The 20,883-nt window shown below is 73.0% G+C and carries 17 protein-coding genes; 14 read left to right on the top strand and 3 right to left on the bottom strand.

What is annotated here, in order from left to right; translation table 11 throughout:
* Positions 1-43: 43 nt before the first annotated feature.
* The gene (pknB, locus tag AES38_RS09100; RefSeq protein WP_053774693.1) at positions 44-1,993 is read right to left on the bottom strand and encodes a Stk1 family PASTA domain-containing Ser/Thr kinase; all 1,950 of its coding nucleotides are present in this window, start codon (positions 1,991-1,993) and stop codon (positions 44-46) included.
* Between the two features lie 82 nt (positions 1,994-2,075).
* Positions 2,076-3,365 (bottom strand): lytic transglycosylase, encoded by a 1,290-nt coding sequence (locus tag AES38_RS09095; RefSeq protein WP_053774692.1) that lies wholly within the window; start codon positions 3,363-3,365, stop codon positions 2,076-2,078.
* A gap of 220 nt (positions 3,366-3,585) precedes the next feature.
* Here AES38_RS09095 and AES38_RS09090 point away from each other — a divergent pair, with 220 nt between their 5' ends.
* Positions 3,586-3,927, top strand: coding sequence for an Rv2175c family DNA-binding protein (locus tag AES38_RS09090; protein ID WP_043675644.1), 342 nt, complete (start codon positions 3,586-3,588; stop codon positions 3,925-3,927).
* Between the two features lie 60 nt (positions 3,928-3,987).
* On the opposite strand, the gene AES38_RS09085 is transcribed toward AES38_RS09090, so the two are convergent.
* Complete coding sequence (locus AES38_RS09085) at positions 3,988-5,109, bottom strand: polyprenyl synthetase family protein (RefSeq protein WP_053774691.1); 1,122 nt, start codon at positions 5,107-5,109, stop codon at positions 3,988-3,990.
* Between the two features lie 77 nt (positions 5,110-5,186).
* Here AES38_RS09085 and AES38_RS09080 point away from each other — a divergent pair, with 77 nt between their 5' ends.
* The 13 genes from AES38_RS09080 to AES38_RS09020 all read left to right on the top strand — a co-directional run bounded on the left by AES38_RS09080 (position 5,187) and on the right by AES38_RS09020 (position 20,776).
* Positions 5,187-5,582 carry an SCO2097 family morphological protein gene (locus tag AES38_RS09080; protein ID WP_053774690.1) on the top strand — a complete coding sequence of 132 codons (396 nt, stop codon included), beginning with the start codon at positions 5,187-5,189 and terminating at the stop codon, positions 5,580-5,582.
* 339 nt (positions 5,583-5,921) lie between these two features.
* Entirely contained in the window at positions 5,922-6,353 is a 432-nt protein-coding gene (mraZ, locus tag AES38_RS09075) for a division/cell wall cluster transcriptional repressor MraZ (RefSeq protein ID WP_012038555.1), read from the top strand.
* A gap of 103 nt (positions 6,354-6,456) precedes the next feature.
* Entirely contained in the window at positions 6,457-7,413 is a 957-nt protein-coding gene (gene rsmH, locus AES38_RS09070) for a 16S rRNA (cytosine(1402)-N(4))-methyltransferase RsmH (RefSeq protein ID WP_053774689.1), read from the top strand.
* Entirely contained in the window at positions 7,410-8,084 is a 675-nt protein-coding gene (gene ftsL, locus AES38_RS09065) for a cell division protein FtsL (protein ID WP_053774688.1), read from the top strand. The genes rsmH and ftsL overlap by 4 nt, the downstream gene beginning before the upstream one ends.
* Positions 8,085-8,175: 91 nt before the next feature.
* Complete coding sequence (locus AES38_RS09060; protein ID WP_053774687.1) at positions 8,176-9,957, top strand: peptidoglycan D,D-transpeptidase FtsI family protein; 1,782 nt, start codon at positions 8,176-8,178, stop codon at positions 9,955-9,957.
* Positions 9,958-9,969: 12 nt separating this feature from the next.
* Positions 9,970-11,514, top strand: a complete 1,545-nt coding sequence (locus AES38_RS09055; RefSeq protein WP_053774686.1) for a Mur ligase family protein — start codon at positions 9,970-9,972, stop codon at positions 11,512-11,514.
* Position 11,515: 1 nt separating this feature from the next.
* Positions 11,516-12,925, top strand: coding sequence for a UDP-N-acetylmuramoyl-tripeptide--D-alanyl-D-alanine ligase (locus AES38_RS09050; protein ID WP_053774685.1), 1,410 nt, complete (start codon positions 11,516-11,518; stop codon positions 12,923-12,925).
* On the top strand, positions 12,919-14,028 hold the full coding sequence (mraY, locus tag AES38_RS09045; protein WP_043675665.1) for a phospho-N-acetylmuramoyl-pentapeptide-transferase: 1,110 nt from the start codon (positions 12,919-12,921) through the stop codon (positions 14,026-14,028). Before AES38_RS09050 ends, mraY begins: the two co-directional genes overlap by 7 nt.
* A 2-nt stretch (positions 14,029-14,030) precedes the next feature.
* Positions 14,031-15,575, top strand: coding sequence for a UDP-N-acetylmuramoyl-L-alanine--D-glutamate ligase (gene murD, locus AES38_RS09040; RefSeq protein WP_053774684.1), 1,545 nt, complete (start codon positions 14,031-14,033; stop codon positions 15,573-15,575).
* A complete protein-coding gene (ftsW, locus tag AES38_RS09035) occupies positions 15,532-16,818 on the top strand; it encodes a putative lipid II flippase FtsW (RefSeq protein WP_053774683.1) in 1,287 nt (428 codons plus the stop codon). The genes murD and ftsW overlap by 44 nt, the downstream gene beginning before the upstream one ends.
* Positions 16,815-17,915 carry an undecaprenyldiphospho-muramoylpentapeptide beta-N-acetylglucosaminyltransferase gene (gene murG, locus AES38_RS09030; protein ID WP_053774682.1) on the top strand — a complete coding sequence of 367 codons (1,101 nt, stop codon included), beginning with the start codon at positions 16,815-16,817 and terminating at the stop codon, positions 17,913-17,915. Before ftsW ends, murG begins: the two co-directional genes overlap by 4 nt.
* Before the next feature lie 39 nt (positions 17,916-17,954).
* On the top strand, positions 17,955-19,385 hold the full coding sequence (murC, locus tag AES38_RS09025; RefSeq protein ID WP_053774681.1) for a UDP-N-acetylmuramate--L-alanine ligase: 1,431 nt from the start codon (positions 17,955-17,957) through the stop codon (positions 19,383-19,385).
* Between the two features lie 248 nt (positions 19,386-19,633).
* Positions 19,634-20,776 carry a cell division protein FtsQ/DivIB gene (locus tag AES38_RS09020; RefSeq protein WP_244629146.1) on the top strand — a complete coding sequence of 381 codons (1,143 nt, stop codon included), beginning with the start codon at positions 19,634-19,636 and terminating at the stop codon, positions 20,774-20,776.
* The last annotated feature ends 107 nt before the right edge of the window (positions 20,777-20,883 follow it).

Genomic DNA, 20,883 nt, shown 5'->3' with positions numbered 1-20,883 from the left:
ATCGTCGTCTCCGGTGGGCGCGCCGGCGGCTGCGCGAGCCGTCTCAGCCGGAGGCGGTGATGCCGAGGTTGACCGTCGACCCGCGCCGGGCGAGCGCGTCGGCCTCGGGGCTCGCGGAGGCCACCCGCGTGATGCTGTTGGGCAGCGCGTCCCAGAACGCCGAGTACGCGTACTTGAAGCCGGCCGCGTCGAGCTTCGCCTTCGCCTCGTCGCGCGTCAGCCCGACGACACCGGGGACGGCGACGAGGTCGGGCCCCTTCGAGACCTCGAGGCCCACCTTGCTGCCGGGCGCGCCGTCGAGGCCCGAGCGGACGGGGTTCTGGTCCAGGGGGTAGACCGAGATGACCTCCCCCTTGTCCACGTCGTCGCTGAAGCTCTGCTTGCCGGGCTCGCCCACGAGGCCGGCCTGCGCGAGCGCGGCCACGGCCTGGTCCACCGAGCGGCCGTGGACGTCGGGGATCCGGCCGGCGGCGACCACCAGGGTCACCGGCTGCTGCTCCGGGTACTGGGCGCCGATCGGCGCGCCGGACGCGTCCAGCACCTGGACGACCGTCCCCTGCTCCGCGTCGCCGTACTGCCGGATGGTCGCCTCCTGCACGACGAAGGGCACGCCCTCGAGCCGTGTGCGCGCGTCGCCCTCCGTGCTGCCGACCACGTCGGGCACGTCCAGGAGCTGCGGCCCGGTGGACGCGTAGAGGGTGACGGTGGATCCCTGGTCGACGGGCGTGCCGGACGCCGGGACGCTGCGCGTGACGTGCCCGACCGCGACGTCGACGCTCGGCTCCTCGGCGCGCGCGACCACGAACCCCTGGCCCTGCAGCGTGCCCGCCGCGTCATCCACCGCCATCTCCGCCACCCGCGGGACGGGCACGCGGGCGCCGGGCCCCTGGCCGTAGTACCAGCCGGTGCCGCCGGCGAGGGCGGCGAGCATCACGATGAGGAGCGCGAGCACCCAGCCGCGCGCGCGGCGGCGCTGTCCGGCGGCGGCGAGGGCCGTGACGGACTCCGGCTCCGCGTGCTCGGGTTCCTGCCGCGTCATGACGGGAGGACCGCCGACGACCTGCGTCTCGCCGGTCGTGACCGGGGGCAGCGCGGGCGCGCTCGGGAAGACCACCGTCCGCTGGAGCGGCGCGGGGTCGCCGGACCGGGCGTCGAGCCGGTTCTGCACCGCGTAGAGCTCGTCGAGGAGGGCTCGTGCGTCGCGGGGGCGCTGCTCGGGATCCCGGGCGGTGGCCCAGAGCACGAGCTCGTCGAGCTCGACGGGCACGGACGCGTTCGCGGTGCTGGGGGTCGGCACCTGGTCGTTCGCGTGCTGGTACGCGATCTGCATCGGCTGCTCGCCCTTGAAGGGCTGCTCCCCGGCGAGCATCTCGTACATCATGATCCCGACCGCGTAGATGTCGCTGCGGGTGTCGGCGATGCCGCGGGTGACGAGCTCGGGGGACAGGTACGCGATCGTGCCGAGCAGCGCCTGCCCGGTCGCCGTGTTGGCGCTGACGGCGCGCGCCAGGCCGAAGTCGCCGATCTTGATGCGCCCGTCGTCGGCGAGCAGGACGTTCTCCGGCTTGAGGTCGCGGTGGACGATGCCGGCCTTGTGGGCGGCGGCGAGCCCGGAGAGCACGGCCTCGAGGATGTCGAGGGTCTGCTCGGGCGTCAGCCGCTCGTACTCCTGCAGCAGCTCGCGCAGCGTCATCCCGGGCAGGTACTCCATGACGAGGTATGCCATGTCGGAGTCCTGCCCCTGGTCGAAGACGTTGACGACGTTGGGGTGCGCCAGCCGCGCGGCCGAGCGCGCCTCCTGGATGAACCGGTCGCGGAACGCGCTGTCGTCCGCGAGGTGCCCGTGCATGACCTTGACGGCCACGCGACGCTCCAGGCGCAGGTCGGTGGCGACGTACACGGTCGCCATGCCCCCGCGCGCGATGCGGGACCTGACCTGGTACCTGCCGTCGAGGAGACGGCCGATCATGGGGTCGGTCGGGCTGGAGGTCACTGGACGATTCTAGGGATCGCCGGTGCCGCGGCCTCCCCGGCACACCGGTGCGCCGTCGCGCGGGTGCGCACGCGGATGGGCGTCAGCCGATCTCGTCGAGCCACGCCCAGGCGGACGCCTCCCACTTCGCGTACGCGTCCGGGTAGGCCGAGTACTGCACGGCCTGCGCCGCCTGCGTGACGGTCATCGACTTCCAGCCGGGGATGTCGAGGAGACCGCGCGTGGCGCCGGGGTTCGGGTTGACGCTGCCGCCGAAGAACGCCCGCGACGCGTAGACCGGGTCGTGGAGGTCGGCGGGCTGGCCCCAGCCCTGGCTCGGGCGCTGCTGGAACAGGCCGATGGAGTCGCGGTCGCCCCAGTCGAGGTTGCGGAGCGTGGACTCCTGCGCCGCCGTCGCGAGCGCGATGACCAGGCCGTAGTCGCTGACCCCCGCCTTGCGCCCCTCCGAGACGATGACCCGCGCGTTGGCGCGCATCTCGTCGGTCATGATCGTCGTGCCGCTGAGCGACGCGACCTGCACCACCGAGGTGGAGGCGTGCGGGATGGTCAGCCTGCTGCCCGCGTAGATGATGCTCGACCAGTTGAGGCCGTTGGCGTTCAGGAGGTCCTGGACCGTCACGCCGGAGGCCTGGGCGATGCTGTGCAGCGTGTCGCCGGTCTCGATCGTGTACGTGCCGGAGAGGCCCTGCTTGGCGGCGGGGGAGGCGCTGGCCGGCACCGCGGGAGCGGCGGGAGCGGCGGATGCGGAGGCGCCCGGGATGGTCAGCTTCTCGCCGGGGAAGATCGTGGTGGTCGCCTGGAGGCCGTTCGCCTGCAGCACGGCCGACGTGGAGACGCCGTGCTTGCCCGCGATGCCGGAGACCGTGTCGCCCGCGACGACGGTGTAGCTCGAGCCGGAGCCCGACGACGCGGCGGGGGCGGCGGCCTGGGCCGAGCCCGACCCTCCGAGGGTCAGCGTCTGCCCGGGGAAGATGGTGGTCTTCCAGCCGAGGCCGTTCTGCGCGAGCACCGAGGCGGTGGAGATGCCGAAGCGGCCGGCGATGCCGGAGACCGTGTCGCCCTGCTCGACCACGTACGTCGCCGGTGCGGCGACGGTGGGCGCGGCCGTCGACGCGGCGGCTGTCGACGCGACGGCGGGTGCCGCGACGCGGGGGAGCTTGGTCTGGGTGGGGCCCGACTTGGCCTTCGGCACCCGCTTCACGGGAGCGGCCTCCGCCGGCGTCGCCATGCCGAGGCTCACCGCGAGCGAGCCGACCAGCACGATCGGCATGGTCGCGAGGAGCGCCTTCGAGCGGCGGGTGGACGAGCGTCCGGTCGAGGTGTCCGAGGACCGGCTGGGGTCGCGAGGAGGGGTGGGTTCGGTCATGGGCATGTTGGTCTACTCCGGCCGTCGTGCACGATTCCCTGATGCAGGTGTTCCACGTTAACACGCAGGTGGAGCAAAGCGCACATAAGTGACGGATGTGACTGGAGTGAACAGCGACACGCGTCTTCGGCGGATAGGCAGCCGGATCCACCGCCGTCACCCGTCCCGCGGTGGTCTCGGGGTGGCGCGCGCCGTGCCCGCTCCGGGACGTGCCAGCATGTGAGACGTGAACGAGCCCTATGCCGACCGTGAGTGGTTGACCGTCCCCGATCTCGTCGACCTCCTGGGTCTCACCGTCAGCCGGGTGCGACGCCTCATCGAGGACCGGCGCCTGCTGGCCGTGCGCCTCGACGGCGTGCTCAAGGTGCCGGCCGTGTTCCTGCGCGACGGCGAGCCGCTGTCGGAGCTCCGGGGCACGATCATCGTGCTCGGGGACAACGGCTTCACGGACGACGAGGCCATGGAGTGGCTCCTCACGGAGGAGCCCAGCCTCGGTGCCGCACCCGTCGACGCCCTCCTCGCCGGTCGCAAGGCCGAGGTGCGGCGCGTGGCGCAGGCGAGCGCCTGACCCGTCCCCGGTCGCGTCGCGCGCTCGCGCCGCGCTCCTGGACGGGGCGGACCGCCGGGATCAGGTGACGCGTCGCGTGACGCTGTCGACGAGCAGCTCGAGCTGGTTCCGCGCTCGCGCGCCGATCGGCGCCTCGCGCAGGGCCGTGAGCGACTCCCGGACATGGCGGGCGATCATGCCCTCGACCTCGTCGAGGGCGCCGCTCTCGCGCAGGATCGACTGGAGCGCACGGATCTGCTCGTCGTCCAGGTCCGGGTCGCCCAGCAGCGCGTCCACGGTGCGCCGCACGCCGTCCGGCAGCCGCCGTCGGGCGAGGGCGATGAGCACGGTGCGCTTCCCCTCGCGGAGGTCGTCGCCGCTGGGCTTGCCCGTCACCTCGCTGTCGCCGAAGACCCCGAGCACGTCGTCGCGCAGCTGGAACGCGATCCCGAGGGGGAGGCCCACCGCTCGGAGGGCCGCGACCTGCTCGGGGGAGGCGCCCGCGAGGCTCGCACCGACCACCAGCGGGGCCTCGATGCTGTACTTGGCCGACTTGTAGACGATCACGTTGTGGGCGCGCGCGAGGGTGTCGTCCTCGGGCACGGTGGGCCACGCGACCTCCTCGAGCACGTCGAGGTACTGGCCGAGCGTCACCTGCGTGCGCATGGTGGCGAGCTCGGCGCGGGCGGCCCGCGCGGAGGAGCCGTCCGCCAGCGCCAGGAGCGAGTCGATGAGGAGCTCGTCGCTCCAGCCGAGGAGCAGATCGCCCAGCAGGATGGCTCCGGCCTCGCCGAAGCCCGCCGAGGATCCGCCCCAGCCGCTCGCCGCGTGCAGCTGCTCGAGCCGGCGGTGGGCGGCGGGTCGCCCGCGCCGGGTGTCGGAGCGGTCGATGATGTCGTCGTGCACGAGCGCCGCGGCGTGGAAGATCTCGAGTCCCGCGGCCACCCCGACGACGGCGCGGTAGCCCGGCCGCTCCTCGCCCTGGGGGCGCCCGGCAGGGGACGGCTCGAGGTCGATGACGGAGCGCCAGCCCCAGTAGCAGAACTGCGCGCGGAACCGCTTCCCGCCTCTCAGCAGATCCGAGGAGAACTCGTGGATGGGCACAAGATCCGGGCTGATCTCCCGGAGTCCCGCCGCCTGCGTCGTCAGGAAGTCGTCGAGGCGGGTCTGGACGTGGCTGACGAGGCGGTCGCTTTCGGGCACCCGCCTAGCCTAGCCAGGGGCAGGGAGCTAGAATCCACAGGTGAACACCAACGCGTCGTCCCGAGCCTGAGGGGAACATGATGCCGCTTTCCGAGCAAGAGCAGCGCCTGCTGGAGGAGATGGAGCGAAGCCTCTATCACAACGACGCAGACTTTGTGGCGACCGTCAGCGGCCGCCGCAGCAGACCCAACTACACCATGGTCGTCGTCGGGGTTCTCGTCATCGTGCTCGGCATCGCCGCGCTGGCGGCCGGCGTCATCACCAAGCTGGCCATCATCGGCGTCCTCGGCTTCGCGGTCATGATCGTCGGAGCGCTCTTCGTCTTCAGCCCGCGGGGCACCGTCGTCGACGCGTCCGCCCCGAGCGGATCCCGTGCCACCGGTCGCGGGACGGGCAAGCGCCCCGCCTCGACGTCCTCCTTCATGGACCGCATCAACGAGCGGTGGGAGAAGCGCCAGGGCGGTCAGGACTGACCACCCGCTGAGGCGGCTCTCCACCGCCCTCCACTCGACCCGAAGGGGCCGATCCCGAACCGGGATCGGCCCCTTCCGTCGTCTCCGCCGCCGCTCCCCATCCCTCCCCGGCGCCCTCCGGATGGTCCTCGGATCACCCGGAGGGCGCTTCTGCGTCCCCGCGGCGCGCCGGTGGACGTGATCCCCTCCACATCCCTCCCCGCATGCCAGGCCGCATGGCCACGGGGATCGGGGGCCGCGCACGGGGAATTAACCCGCGCCTCCTAGCGGTGGGTGGAGGGCTGTGGAGTAAAGTGGAGCAAGTCCTGAACCACGGCCGGAGAGACAGGGGGTGTCGGTGTGTTCCTCGGCACCCACTCGCCTCGTCTCGACGACAAGGGGCGGCTCATCCTCCCCGCGAAGTTCCGCGACGAGCTCGAGGGCGGCGTCGTGATGACGCGCGGTCAGGACCGCTGCATCTACGTCTTCACGACGCGCGAGTTCGAGGAGCTGCACGACCGCATGCGGCAGGCGCCGCTCGCGAGCAAGCAGGCCCGCGACTACATGCGCGTCTTCCTGTCCGGGGCGAACGCCGAGACGCCGGACAAGCAGCACCGCATCACGATCCCGCAGGCGCTCCGCACCTACGCGGGCCTGGACCGCGAGCTCGCGGTCATCGGCGCGGGCAGCCGCGTCGAGATCTGGGATGCCGGCACGTGGGACGAGTACCTGACCGCCAACGAGAGCGCGTTCGCCGACACCGCGGAGGAGGTGATCCCCGGACTGTTCTGACCCCGGCCCCTGACTCCCAGCCGTCCGACGCCCTGCCGCACTTCCCCGGTGGCAGGTCGGGACGGATGGGGATCAGGAGCCGCGGACAGGGCATCGGGTCGCCATGGCCATCGACGACATCCACACCCCCGTGCTCCTGGAGCGCTGCCTCGAGCTGCTCGCCCCCGCCCTCCAGGGCGAGGGCGCCGTGCTGGTCGACGCCACCCTCGGGATGGCCGGCCACTCGGAGGCGTTCCTCGACGCGCTCCCCGGGCTGCGCCTCGTCGGCCTCGACCGCGACCCCGACGCCCTCGCCATCGCGGGGGAGCGGCTCGCGCGCTTCGGCGACCGGGTGCACCTCGTGCACACCGTCTACGACGGCATCGGGCGCGCGCTCGATGGCCTCGGCATCGGCGAGGTCCAGGGCGTGTTCTTCGACCTGGGCGTCTCGTCCCTCCAGCTCGACCGGGTGGAGCGCGGCTTCTCCTACTCGCAGGACGCGCCGCTCGACATGCGCATGGACGGCACCGCCGGACTCACCGCCGCGCAGGTGGTCGCGGAGTACGACGAGCTCGAGCTGCGCCGGATCTTCTACGACTACGGCGAGGAGAAGCTCGCCCCGCGCTACGCCAGCCGCATCGTCCAGGCGCGTGAGGTCGAGCCCATCACGACGTCGGCGCGACTGGTGGAGATCATCCAGCAGGCGACGCCCGCGGCGGTGCAGCGCGCCGGGCACCCGGCCAAGCGCGTCTTCCAGGCGCTGCGCATCGAGGTCAACCAGGAGCTCAGCGTGCTCGCCCGAGCCATGCCGGCCGCGATCGACCGGCTGGCCGTCGGCGGCCGCGTGGTCGTCGAGTCGTACCAGTCGCTCGAGGACCGCATCGTCAAGCGCGAGCTGCGCGCCCGGTCCACGAGCACCGCACCCGTGGGGCTCCCCGTCGAGCTGCCCGAGCACCGACCCGAGCTGAAGCTCCTCGTCCGGGGCGCCGAGCTCGCGGACCAGCACGAGATCGCCCAGAACCCCCGCGCCGCATCCGTCCGGTTGCGCGCCGCCGAACGAGCCAGGAGGCGACACGCATGACCGATGCAGCACGCGCGACCGCGCGTCCCCGGATCCGGCCGTCCGCCGAGCCCGCCACCCGCCACATCGAGGTCGTCGCCACGCGCGGACAGCGTCGCGCGCGACCGCGCACGGTCTACGCGCTCATCGTCGTCGGCGGGCTGTTCACCGTGCTCCTCGCGCAGCTCCTGCTCTCGATCGGGCTGTCGGACGGCGCGTACGCGATCCAGTCCCTCCAGCAGCAGCAGAGGGAGCTCGACCGCACGCACCAGTCGCTGACCGAGGACGTCGACCGGCTGTCGTCGCCGCAGAACCTGGCGCGCAACGCCCAGGCGCTCGGCATGGTCGCCAGCGCGTCGCCCTCCTTCCTCTCGCTCGACGGCACCATCCAGGGCACCCCCCAGGCGAAGGACGGCGCGACCACGGCGCTCACCGCCGACACCCTCATCGGCAACGCGCTCCTCACGGGCGTGCCGCTGACCGTGGAGAGCGACCCGGCCAAGCGCGCGGCGGCCCTGGAGGCCGCGACAGCGCAGGACGGGGCGGCGACGACCGACCCCGGATCCGCCATCCCCGGCTCGGCCGAGGCGGCGGGCGGCGTGACGGCCGGCACCCCGAGCGCGCCTCCCGCGCCCAGCCCGGCCTCCGGGCTAGCGTCGGCCACGTCGATCCCGACCCCGCAGACCCGCTGATCGTGCTCCCCGTGACGGGGACGCGACCGACGCCGGACACCGCTCCGACCGAGCACCGCACCGCCCCGCAGGCCCCGAGAGGAACCCCCGAGTGACCACGATCTCGAACCGACGGCGCATCGCCTTCTCGCTCATCGCGATCCTCGCCGTCATCGGGGTGTTCGTCGTGAAGCTCATCGACATCCAGGTCGTGCAGGCCACCGAGCTCAACGAGGCGGCGCTCGGCAAGCGGGCGATCTCGCAGACCCTCCCGGGCGTGCGCGGCAGCATCTACGACGCCCAGGGCAAGGTCCTCGCCGGCAGCGTCCTCCGCTACGACGTGACGATGGACCCGTCCAAGGCCGGCGACTTCACGCGGACGGTGACCGGCGACGACGGCAAGCCCGCCAAGCAGGCCGTGTCGCTCGCCGAGGCCGAGTCGCAGCTCGGCGCCATCACCGGGCAGAAGCCCGAGGAGATCGACGGGCTCATCACGGGGGCGCTCGCCAAGGACCCGAAGTCGCTGTTCGCCTACGTGACGAAGGGCGTCGACGCCGACGCCTACCTCGCCATCCGCGACCTGAAGATCCCGTGGATCTACTTCCAGGCCGTGTCGAGCCGCACGTACCCCAACGGGCAGATCGCGGGCAGCATCCTCGGCTACATCGCCGGCGACGGGACGATCAAGGCCGGCCTCGAGCAGGAGTACGACTCGTGCCTCGCCGCCCAGGACGGCGCGCAGACGTACGAGCGGGGCGCCGACGGCGTGCCGATCGCCGGCAGCACGGTCACGCAGCAGAAGGCCGTGGACGGCAGCGACGTGATGACCAACATCGACACCGACCTCGAGTACTTCGCGCAGACCGCGGTGGCCGAGCAGGCCGTGAAGGTCGGCGCCGACTACGGGCACGCGACGATCGTCGAGGTGAAGACGGGCAAGGTGCTCGCGGTCGCCGAGTACCCGTCCGTGGATCCCAACGACGTCTCGGCGACGAAGCCCGCCGACCGGGGGAGCCGGGCCTTCGGGTCGCCGTTCGAGCCGGGATCCACGCTCAAGGCCGTGACCGCCGCGGCGCTCGTCGACTCGGGCAAGGCGGACGCCTCCAGCCGCGTCGTCGCGCCCTACACGTTCACGCGACCGGACGTGAAGCTCAGCGACAGCTACGTGCACCCCGACCTGCACTTCACGCTCGCGGGCGTGCTCATGGACTCCTCCAACACGGGCATCTCCGCGCTGGGCGAGCGCCTGCCCGCCTCGGACCGCTACGACTACCTCAAGGCGTTCGGCGTCGGCGAGAAGACGGCCATCGACTTCCCCGGCGAGAGCAGCGGCCTCGTGCGCCCGTGGCAGGAGTGGGACCCGCAGACCAACTACGCGACCATGTTCGGCCAGGGCCTCACGACCACGGCGCTGCAGGTCGCGAGCATCTACCAGACCATCGGCAACCACGGCGTGAAGCTGCCGCTGTCGCTCGTCTCCGGCTGCAAGGCCGCGGACGGCACCATGACGGACCAGCCGGACACCACGGGCACGCAGGTCATCTCCCCGCAGGCGGCGGACACGACCGTCAACATGCTCGAGACGGTCGTCACCGACGGCCACCTCTCCAAGGACCTCACGATCCCGGGCTACCGGGTCGCCGCGAAGTCCGGCACCGCGCAGGTGGCGGAGGCCGACGGCAAGTACGGCAAGAACTACCTGGTGTCGATCGCCGGGCTCGCGCCGGCCGAGGACCCCCAGTACGTCGTGTCGATCAGCCTGGCCAATCCGGATACCATGAAGTCCTCGGCGGCCGCGGCGCCGGTCTTCCAGAAGATCATGTCCCAGGTCCTGAAGACCTACCGGGTCCCGCCCTCCAGCGTGCCGTCCCCGAACCTCCCGACGACCTACTGAGAGATGAGGGCGATGACCTCCCCTGCCACTCCCGCCCTCCGCCCCGAGCATCCCGTCGCACGGTCGCTGTCCGGCCTCGTGCGCGACTTCGCGCTCGACGTCGTCGGCGACGTGGACGACGTGGAGGTCACGGGCGTCACCCTCTCCTCGGACGACGTGCAGCCGGGCGACCTCTACGTGGGTCTGCGCGGTGCGCGTGCGCACGGCGCCCGCTTCGCCGCGGCCGCCGCGGAGAGCGGCGCGGTCGCGGTCCTCACCGACCCCGACGGCCTCGCCGACGCGCAGGCGTCCGGGCTGCCCGTGATCCTCACCCCCGACCCGCGCGCGGCCCTCGGCGACGTCGCCGCATGGGTCCACCGCTCGGAGGAGAACCCGGCGACGCTCTACGGCGTCACGGGCACCAACGGCAAGACGAGCGTGGTCTACCTGCTCGACGGCCTGCTCCGCCAGCTCGGTGTCGTCACGGGCCTCACCTCCACGGCCGAGCGCCGCATCGGCGAGGAGAGCATCACGAGCCGCCTCACCACGCCCGAGGCGAGCGAGCTGCACGCGCTCCTCGCGCGCATGCGCGAGGCCGAGGTCCGCGCGGTCACGATCGAGGTGTCGGCGCAGGCGCTGTCGCGCCACCGTGTCGACGGCCTCGTGTTCGACGTGGCGGCCTTCATCAACCTGAGCCACGACCACCTGGACGACTACGCCGACTTCGAGGAGTACTTCGAGGCCAAGGCCGCGTTCTTCGACCCCGACCGCGCGCGCCGCGGCGTCGTGTCGCTCGACACGGAGTGGGGCCAGCGCATCGTCGAGGGGTCGCGGATCCCGATGACCACGATCGCCTCGAAGCCCGGCGTCGAGGCTGACTGGACCGTCACGGTGCTCGAGCAGACGCCGGACTCCACGGGCTTCCGCCTCGAGGGCCCGGACAACCGCGTGCTCGTCTCGCGCGTGCCCGTGCCCGGCTGGTTCATGGCCGCCAACGCGGGGCTCGCCATCGTCATGCTCGTCGAGTCCGGCTACGACCTCGACGCGGTGGCGCACGTGCTCGACCGCGACGGCGGGATCCAGGCCTACATCCCCGGCCGCGCCGAGCGCGTGTCGGGCGAGACGGGTCCCCTCTTCTTCGTCGACTACGGCCACACGCCCGACGCGTTCGAGCAGACGCTGCAGGCGCTGCGCCCGTTCACGCCGGGGAGGCTCGTCATGGTCTTCGGTGCCGACGGCGACCGCGACACCACGAAGCGGGCCGAGATGGGCGCCATCGCGGCCCGGCTCGCCGACGTCGTGGTCATCACGGACTACCACCCGCGCTACGAGGACCCGGCGTCGATCCGGGCCTCGCTCATCGCGGGTGCGCGGGCCGCGGTCCCCGACCGCGAGATCCACGAGGTGCCCGACCCCGCCACCGCGATCCGCACGGCGGTGTCGCTGGTCGGCGAGGGGGACACCATCCTCGTCGCCGGACCCGGGCACGAGGACTACCACGAGGTGGCCGGGCGCAAGATCCCGTTCTCCGCCCGTGACGACGCGCGCGCGGCCCTCCGCGACGCAGGCTGGAGCTGACATGATCGCCCTCACCCTCGCCGAGATCGCCGAGGCGGTCGACGGCCGCCTCCTGCTGCGCGGCGACGCCACCGCGCAGACCGTCGTCGACGGCGCGGTCGACACCGACAGCCGCCTCATCGCGCCCGGCGGGATCTTCGTCGCCAAGCCCGGCGAGGAGACCGACGGGCACCTGTTCGCGCCGAAGGCCGTCGAGGCGGGCGCCGCCCTGCTCCTCGTCGAGCGCGAGCTCGACCTCCCGGTGCCGCAGGTGCTCGTGCCCGACGTGGTGGATGCGCTCGGCCGGCTGGCGCACGAGGTCGTGGCCCGGGTGCGCGCGCTCGGCGACCTGCGCATGGTCGCGGTCACCGGATCCAACGGCAAGACCACCACCAAGAACCTGCTGCACGCGATCCTCGAGACGCAGGGCGAGACGGTCTCGCCCGTCGCGTCGTTCAACAACGAGGTCGGCGCGCCGCTCACCATGCTCAAGGTCACGCGCACGACGCGCTTCCTCGTGGCCGAGATGGGCGCGAGCGGGCTCGGCGAGATCACGCGGCTCATCCGCATGGCGAAGCCGGACGTGGGCATCGTCCTCACCGTGGGCCTCGCGCACGCGGGCGGCTTCGGCGGCATCGAGCAGACGCTCGTCACCAAGACCGAGATGGTCAAGGACCTCCTGCCCGAGGACACGGCCGTGCTCAACGCCGACGACCCGCGGGTCTCGTCCATGAGCGACAAGACCCGGGCGCCCGTGCTCTGGTTCGGCCGGGACGCGCGCGCGGCCGTCCGCGCGACCGACGTCCAGGCGTCCGCCGCGGGCACGACCTTCACGCTGCACCTGCCCGACGGATCCACCCGTCCTGTCTCCTTCCGCGTGCTCGGCGAGCACCACGTCACGAACGCGCTGGCCGCGGCGGCGGGCGCCTGGGCGCTCGGCGTCGACGGCGACGCCATCGTCTCCGCCCTGCAGACCGTGCAGCGCGCCGAGCGCTGGCGCATGGAGGTGCTCGGCGGCAACGGCGTCACCGTCATCAACGACGCCTACAACGCGAGCCCCGACTCCATGGCGGCCGCCCTCCGCACGCTCGCGCAGATCCGCGGCCCGGAGCAGCGCACGGTCGCGGTCCTCGGCGAGATGAGCGAGCTCGGCGAGTTCTCGGAGGAGGAGCACGACCGCGTGGGCCTCCTCGCGGTGCGCCTCAACATCGGCCAGCTCGTGGTGGTCGGCCGGCCCGCGCGCCGCCTGCACCTGGAGGCGATCGCGCAGGGCTCCTGGGACGGCGAGTCGATCTTCGCCGAGGACGCCGCCGAGGCCCGCGAGATCCTCGACCGGATCCTCCGCGACGGCGACCTCGTGCTCGTCAAGTCGTCCAACTCCGCGGGGCTCCGCTTCCTCGGCGACGAGCTGGGGGAGAAGTACTCGTGGTAGCCCTGCTCGGCGCGGGCGCCATCTCGCTCGTCTTCACGCTCTTCCTGACGCCGCTGTTCATCAAGCTGTTCCACCGGCTGCAGTGGGGCCAGTTCATCCGCGACGACGGTCCGCAGTCGCACCACACCAAGCGCGGCACGGCCACCATGGGCGGCATCGTCATCATCCTGGCGAGCGTCTTCGGGTACTTCGTGGGGCACCTGCTCACGTGGGACGGGATCCGCTTCGACCCCGTGACCCCGTCCGGCCTGCTGGTCGTCTTCATGATGGTGGGCCTCGGCTTCGTCGGCTTCCTCGACGACTACCTGAAGACCCGCAAGCAGCAGTCGCTCGGGCTCGGCGGCTGGCAGAAGATCGCCGGCCAGGTGCTCGTCGCCGCGGTGTTCGCGGTGCTCGCCATCACGCTGCGCGACCCCGTCTCGGGCCTCACGCCCGCGTCCACGGCCATCAGCCTGTTCCGCGACCTGCCGCTCGACTTCATGGCGCTCGGCGCGGTCATCGGCACGGCGCTGTTCATCGTGTGGATCTGCCTCATCGTCGCGAGCACCTCGAACGGCGTGAACGTGGCCGACGGGCTCGACGGCCTGGCCGCGGGCGCCTCGATCTTCTCGATCGGCTCCTACGTCATCATCGGCTTCTGGCAGTTCAACCAGTCGTGCGACAGCGTCTCCAGCTACCAGAACGAGTACCGCTGCTACGAGGTGGCGAGCCCCCTCGACCTCGCGATCATCGCGGCGTCCATCGTGGGAGCGCTCATCGGCTTCCTCTGGTGGAACACCTCGCCCGCGCAGATCTTCATGGGCGACACCGGCTCGCTCGGCCTCGGCGGCGCCCTCGCGGCCCTCGCCATCCTCAGCCGCACCGAGCTCCTGCTCGTCTTCATCGGCGGCCTGTTCGTGATCGTCGCGGGCTCGGTGATCCTGCAGCGCATCTACTTCAAGCTCACGCACGGCAAGCGCATCTTCCTGATGAGCCCGCTCCACCACCACTTCGAGCTGAAGGGCTGGGCGGAGGTCACGGTCGTCGTGCGCTTCTGGATCATCGCCGGGCTGCTGGTCGCGGCCGGCGTCGGCACGTTCTACCTGGAATGGATCACGCAGTAGAGATGACGGACGCTCCCCTCGACGACGGACGGACGCTCGCGCGCCCCGACTCCCTGCACAGCTGGCATGACGACTGGACCGGCCTCCGCGTCGCCGTCCTCGGCCTCGGCCGCACGGGCTTCTCGGTGGCGGACACGCTCGTCGAGCTCGGCGCCGACGTGCTCGTGGTCGCCTCCGACGCGTCGCCCGAGCGGCTGGCCCTGCTCGACGTGATCGGCGGCCGGCTCGTGCGGCCGACCGAGGAGGAGCCCGTCCCCGCGGAGCTCGTGGCCTTCGCGCCCGAGCTCGTCGTCGTGTCGCCCGGCTACGCGCCGACCCACCCGCTGCCCGCCTGGGCGACGGAAGCGCACATCCCGCTGTGGGGCGACATCGAGCTGGCCTGGCGCGTGCGCGACAAGACCGGCACGCCGGCCGAGTGGATCACCATCACCGGCACCAACGGCAAGACCACCACCACGCAGCTCACGGCCGCGCTCCTGCAGGAGGGCGGCGTGCGCGCCGTCCCGTGCGGCAACATCGGCCTGCCCGTCCTCGACGTGGTGCGCCACCCGGACGGCTTCGACGTGCTCGTCGTCGAGCTGTCCAGCCACCAGCTGCACTACATGCGCGAGGTGCGCCCGTACTCGAGCGCGTTCCTCAACCTCGCCGACGACCACCTCGAGTGGCACGGGTCGCGCGCGGCCTACGCCGCCGCCAAGGGCCGGGTCTACGCGGACACGCGCGTCGCCTGCGTCTACAACCGCGCCGACCGCGCCACCGAGGACGCGCTCCGCGACGCCGACGTGCAGGACGGCGCGCGCGCCATCGGCTTCGGCCTCGACGCCCCGGGCCCAAGCGACCTCGGCATCGTCGACGGGATCCTCTGCGACCGCGCGTTCCTCGAGGAGCGCCTCACGTCCGCGCTCGAGCTGACGACCCTCGACGAGCTGCGCGAGGTGGGGCTGGCCGCGCCCCACATCGTCCAGAACATCCTCGCGGCCGCCGCGCTCGCGCGCTCCTACGGCGTCTCGCCCGCCGTCGTGCGCCAGGCGCTCCTGCGCTTCGAGCTCGACAGCCACCGCATCGAGCGGATCGGCGAGCGGGACGGCGTCGCGTTCGTCGACGACTCCAAGGCCACCAACCCGCACGCGGCCTCCGCGTCGCTCGCGGCGTTCCCCTCGGTCGTCTGGGTCGTCGGCGGGCTGCTCAAGGGCGTCGAGCTCGACGAGCTGATCCGGGCCCACGCGCGCCGGCTCCGGGCCGCCGTGGTCATCGGGGCCGAGCGCCACGAGGTCCTCGCGGCATTCGGGCGACACGCGCCCGACGTCACCGTCCTCGAGGTGGCCGAGAGCGACACTGAACAGGTCATGCGGACCGCGGTGCGGCTCGCGGCGGACGTGGCCCGCGAGGGCGACACCGTCCTGCTGGCACCGGCAGCGGCATCCATGGACCAATTCACCGACTACGCCGACCGCGGGCGCCGATTCCGCGCCGCGGTCGACCACCACCTGGGAGGTGCGGCGGATGACACTGCCCCCGAGAACGACGCGGATCCCTCGCGCGGCTGACGCGCCGGGCCCCCGCGGCCCGCGCACCCAGCCTCCCGCCGAGGACGCGCAGGAGGGGACGCAGCGTCGCGGCCTCGCCGCCCGGATCCACCTCGGTCGCGCCTTCCACGCGGAGAGCGGCTCCTACTTCCTGCTCCTCGGCACGACGCTGTTCCTGGTGGTCTTCGGCCTCGTGATGGTGCTGTCGTCCTCGAGCATCGACTCGTTCGTCGCCGGCGGAGGCTTCTTCGGCATCTTCCTCAAGCAGGGCATGTTCGCGCTCATCGGCGTGCCGCTCATGCTGCTCGTCTCGCTCGTCCCGCCCATGTTCTGGAAGCGCTGGGCGTGGGTCCTCCTGCTCGCGGCCTCCGCCGTGCAGCTGCTCGTCTTCGGCCCCATGGGCGTGAAGGTGGGCGAGAACATCGGCTGGATCCGCATCGCCGGCACCACCTTCCAGCCCGCCGAGCTCATCAAGGTGGGCCTCGTGATCTGGCTGGCGTTCATCCTCGCGAGGAAGCGCCACCTGCTGCGCACCTGGCCGCACATCCTCATCCCCGTGCTGCCCGTCGCGGGCGGCTCGGTCGGGCTCGTGGCGCTCGGCGGCGACCTCGGGACCGTGATCATCATGGCGAGCATCGTGCTCGGCGCCCTCTTCTTCGCGGGCATCCCGATCGGCAAGCTCACGCTCATGCTCACCATCGGCTCCGTGCTCGCGGTCCTCATGACCGTCATCAGCGACAGCCGCATGCGTCGCGTCACCGAGTTCCTCACCGGGCAGTGCGACTACGCGGGCGGCTGCTGGCAGTCCACGCACGGCCTCTACGCGCTGGCGGCCGGCGGGGTCTTCGGCGTCGGGCTCGGCAACTCGAAGGCCAAGTGGATGTGGCTGCCCGAGGCCGACAACGACTACATCTTCGCCATCATCGGCGAGGAGCTCGGCCTCATCGGCGCGATCGTCGTGATCCTGCTCTTCGTGGTGCTCGCGATCGGCTTCATCCGCGTGATCCGCGCCAACACCGACACGTTCGCGCGCGTCGCCACCGGCGCCGTCATGACCTGGATCATCGTGCAGGCCTTCGTCAACATCGCCGTCGTGCTCAACCTGCTGCCGGTGCTCGGGGTGCCCTTGCCGTTCGTGTCGTCGGGTGGCTCGTCGCTCGTGACCACGCTCGTGGCGATGGGCATCGTGCTCGGCTTCGCCCGGCGTCCCACGACCGAGGAGTCGCCGGACGTCATCCCGGCCGTCATCGGGATGCGCTCGTGACCGTCTACCTGCTGGCCGGCGGCGGCACGGCGGGCCACGTCAACCCGCTGCTCGCGGTCGCCGACGAGCTGCGCTCGCGCGAGCCGGAGGCGACGATCCTCGTGCTCGGCACGCGCGAGGGGCTCGAGTCCCGGCTCGTCCCGGCGCGGGGCTACGAGCTGCTCACGATCGCGCGCCTGCCCTTCCCGCGTCGGCCGAACCGGGCCGCCGTGGCGTTCGCGCCGGCGTTCACGCGGGCCGTCGCGCAGATCCGCCGCATGATCGCGGAGCGCGGCGTCGACGTGGTCGTGGGCTTCGGCGGCTACGCGGCCGCGCCCGCCTACCTCGCCGCCCGCCGCTCGGGCGTCCCGGTCGTCGTGCACGAGGCGAACGCCTCGCCCGGCCTCGCGAACCGCCTGGGCGCGCGCGTGGCCACCGCGGTCGGGATCACCTTCCCCGACACCGTGCTGCCGCGCGCGCAGGTGGTCGGCATGCCGCTCCGCCGGGAGATCGCGACCCTCGACCGCGATGCCGTGCGCGCCGCCGCGCGCGCCGAGCTCGGCCTCGACGCCGACCGGCCGACGCTCCTCGTCACGGGCGGATCCACCGGAGCACGCAGCCTCAACCGCACGGTCGTGCAGGTGGCCGAGCGCATCACCGCCACCGGCGCGCAGATCCTCCACATCGTCGGCGGCGCCCAGGAGTTCACCGACCCGGGCGTCGAGCGCTACCACGTGGTCGGCTACTCCGACCGGATGGAGCTCGCCATCGCGGCGGCCGACCTCGTCGTCTCGCGCGCGGGCGCCGGTGCGCTCTCCGAGCTCACGGCCGTCGGCGTCCCCGCGGTCTACGTGCCGTACCCCGTGGGCAACGGCGAGCAGGCCGTCAACGTCCGCGGCGTGGTCGCGGCCGGCGGCGGCATCGTCGTGGCCGACGCCGACTTCACGCCCGACTGGGTGCTCGCGCACGTGCTGCCGCTCCTGTCCGACCCGGCGGCGCTCGCCCGCATGTCGGACGCGTCCGCGTCCGTCGGCACGCGCGACGGCGCCGCCCGCATGGCCGACCTCGTCCGCGACGCCCTCGCCGCCCGCCCGTCCGGGCCCGTTGCGCGGCGCTGACCGCCCGCCCCGCTTCCCACCCTCCCGAGGAGACCGCACGTGATCGCACCCGACCTGACCATGGACATCCCGACCGAGCTCGGCCGCGTCCACTTCGTGGGCATCGGCGGGTCCGGCATGAGCGGCATCGCGCGCCTGTTCCTCGCCGCGGGCCACCGCGTCACGGGATCCGACTCCCGCGACTCCGACGCCGTGCAGGCGCTCCGGGAGCTCGGCGCGGAGATCCACGTCGGCCACGACGCCGCGCACGTGGGCGACGCCGAGGCGCTCGTGGTCACGGGCGCGCTCTGGCAGGACAACCCCGAGTACGTGCTCGCGAAGGAGCGGGGCCTGCCGATCCTGCACCGCTCGCAGGCGCTCGCCTGGCTCATCAGCGGCCAGCGCCTCGTCGCCGTCGCGGGCGCGCACGGGAAGACCACGTCCACCGGCATGATCGTGACCGCGCTCCTCGAGGCGGGCCGCGACCCGTCGTTCGTCAACGGCGGCGTGATCGGCGGCATCGGCGTCTCGAGCGCCCCCGGGTCCGAGGAGCTCTTCGTCGTGGAGGCCGACGAGTCCGACGGCTCGTTCCTCCTCTACGACACGGCCGTCGCGCTCATCACCAACGTCGACGCGGACCACCTCGACCACTACGGCTCGCACGAGGCCTTCGACGACGCGTTCGTCCGCTTCGCGTCGGCCGCGTCCGAGCTCGTCGTGATCTCGAGCGACGACCCCGGCGCCCGTCGCGTCACCGCGCGCATCGAGGGACGCGTCGTCACGTTCGGCGAGGACCCGGCCGCGGACGTCCGCATCTCCGACATCGTCACCGACGGTCCCGTCGCCTTCACGATCACGCACGACGGCGTCGCCCGCCGCGCCGCGCTCCGCGTCCCCGGCCGCCACAACGCGATCAACGCCGCGGGCGCCTACGCGGTGCTCGTCGGCCTCGGCGTGGATCCCGACGACGCGATCGCGGGCCTCGCCGGCTTCTCCGGCACCGGCCGCCGCTTCGAGCTGCACGCGGAGGTCCGCGGCGTGAGCGTCTACGACGACTACGCGCACCACCCGACCGAGGTGCGCGCCGCCCTCGAGGCCGCCCGCACGGTCGTGGGGGAGGGTCGGATCATCGCCGTGCACCAGCCTCACCTCTACAGCCGCACGCAGATGATGGCCGGCGACTTCGCGCGCGTCTACGAGGAGCTCGCCGACCACACCATCGTGCTCGACGTCTTCGGCGCCCGCGAGGACCCGATCCCCGGCGTGACCGGCGCCCTCGTCTCGGAGCGCTTCCAGGACGCGAGCCGCGTCGACTACCTGCCCGACTGGCAGCGGGCCGCCGACCGCGCCGCCGAGATCGCGCGCGACGGCGACTTCATCGTGACCCTGAGCTGCGGCGACGTGTACCGGATCATCCCGCAGGTCGTCGGCGCGCTCGAGGGCACCGCCGCGTCCGACGAGCCCGCCGCGTCCCCCCGGCCCCGCGAGTGAAGCGGCCCGAGGGCTTCGACCGGCCCCGGGTCCCGCGCCAGCCCGCGCCCGGAGGACCCGGCGCCGGCGCGGGCCCCGCCGAGGGCGACGCGCCCGCGCCGCGCCGCCGCGGATCCCGACCTGCGGTGCCGTCCGACGCGACGCCGGCCACGGGCGGCAGCACCGGGACCCCGCGCCCGGGCGCCGGAGCCCCGCCGCGACCGAGCACGCCGCGTCCCGTGTCCCCGCGCCCGGCCGCGCCGCGCCCCGTGACCCCGCCTCCGGCCCCGAGCACGGGCGCCGGCGCACCCGCGTCCGCACGGGGACCCCAGCAGCAGCCCCCGCGCCCGCGTGCCGACTGGCGCGACGACGACGAGCCGGACACCGAGCCGATCGTCCTCCCGCACCTCGCGCAGGCGCCCGTCACCGCGCCCCCCGCACCGAGCACCGGTCGGGAGCCCGCCGCTGCCCGCACGGGAGGTCTGGCCGGACGCCTCGGCCGACGGGCACGCGGCGCCGCGGAGGCCGCCGGCGCAGCCCGGGCCGCTGCCGCGAAGCCCCTGCGTCGCCGCCCCCGTGCCGAGGGGGACGCGGAGCCGACGCCGCGCGCCCATCGACCCGCGCGTCCCGCGAGCGCGGCCACCGGCGACGCCGAGGCGCGCCGGCAGCTCCGCCGCGCCCGCCGCGAGCGGCAGCGCTACGAGCGCCAGGAGGTCCGGCGCTTCACGCAGCGCGCCCGACGCCGCCGGGCGGGGCTCCTCGGCACGCTCGGCGCGTTCCTCGTCCTCGCGATCGTCGTGGGCGTCGCCGTCTACTCGCCCCTGCTCGCGCTCCGTACGGTGGAGGTCGAGGGCGCCGACCGCGTGTCGCCGTCGAGCATCCAGGCGGCCCTGTCCGACCAGGTCGGCACTCCGCTGCCGCTCGTGGACCTCGACCGGGTGGGCGACGAGCTCCGCGCGTTCCCCCTCATCCGCAGCTACAGCACCGAGAGCCGTCCGCCGTCGACGCTCGTGATCCGCATCGTCGAGCGCACCCCCGTGGCCGTGATCCAGTCGGGCGCGGGCTTCGACCTCGTGGATCCCGCGGGCGTCACCATCGAGCGCGCCACGGCGCGGCCCGACGGCTACCCGCTCATCGACCTGCCGAGCGCCGACTTCTCGTCGCCGCGCTTCCGGGCGGCCGCCGCGGTGCTCGTGGCGCTGCCGGCGGACTTCCTGCCCCAGGTCGACAGCATCCAGGCGCGGACGACCGACGACGTCATGCTGACCCTGCGCACCGGCAAGAAGGTGCTGTGGGGGAGCGGCGAGCGCTCGGCCGACAAGGCGCAGGTGCTCCAGGCGCTCGTGAAGGCGCGCGGCGACGTCGGCTCGTACGACGTCTCGGCGCCCGACGCGCCCGTCGCCGGACCCTGATCCCGGGCGGCCTTCGCGACACGCGGCACGGGAGTCGTCGCACCCGCCCCGAGCCCCCTAACGTCGGGATCAGGAAATGCATACTGAGTAAACTCTAAGCCTCCACC

Origin of the sequence: Clavibacter capsici, assembly GCF_001280205.1 — a bacterium.
GTDB lineage: Bacteria > Actinomycetota > Actinomycetes > Actinomycetales > Microbacteriaceae > Clavibacter > Clavibacter capsici.
Note: the sequence above shows the minus strand (reverse complement) of the source record. Positions and strands in the feature narration are given on the sequence as shown.

Bases quoted from the DNA above. Each gene is read 5' to 3' on its own strand.
- AES38_RS09095 (WP_053774692.1), bottom strand. From the start codon at position 3,365: ATGCCCATGACCGAACCCACCCCTCCTCGCGACCCCAGCCGGTCCTCG.
- ftsW (WP_053774683.1), top strand. From the start codon at position 15,532: ATGACACTGCCCCCGAGAACGACGCGGATCCCTCGCGCGGCTGACGCG.
- ftsL (WP_053774688.1), top strand. From the start codon at position 7,410: ATGACCGATGCAGCACGCGCGACCGCGCGTCCCCGGATCCGGCCGTCC.
- rsmH (WP_053774689.1), top strand. From the start codon at position 6,457: ATGGCCATCGACGACATCCACACCCCCGTGCTCCTGGAGCGCTGCCTC.
- murD (WP_053774684.1), top strand. From the start codon at position 14,031: ATGACGGACGCTCCCCTCGACGACGGACGGACGCTCGCGCGCCCCGAC.
- AES38_RS09050 (WP_053774685.1), top strand. From the start codon at position 11,516: ATGATCGCCCTCACCCTCGCCGAGATCGCCGAGGCGGTCGACGGCCGC.
- AES38_RS09055 (WP_053774686.1), top strand. From the start codon at position 9,970: ATGACCTCCCCTGCCACTCCCGCCCTCCGCCCCGAGCATCCCGTCGCA.
- AES38_RS09080 (WP_053774690.1), top strand. From the start codon at position 5,187: ATGATGCCGCTTTCCGAGCAAGAGCAGCGCCTGCTGGAGGAGATGGAG.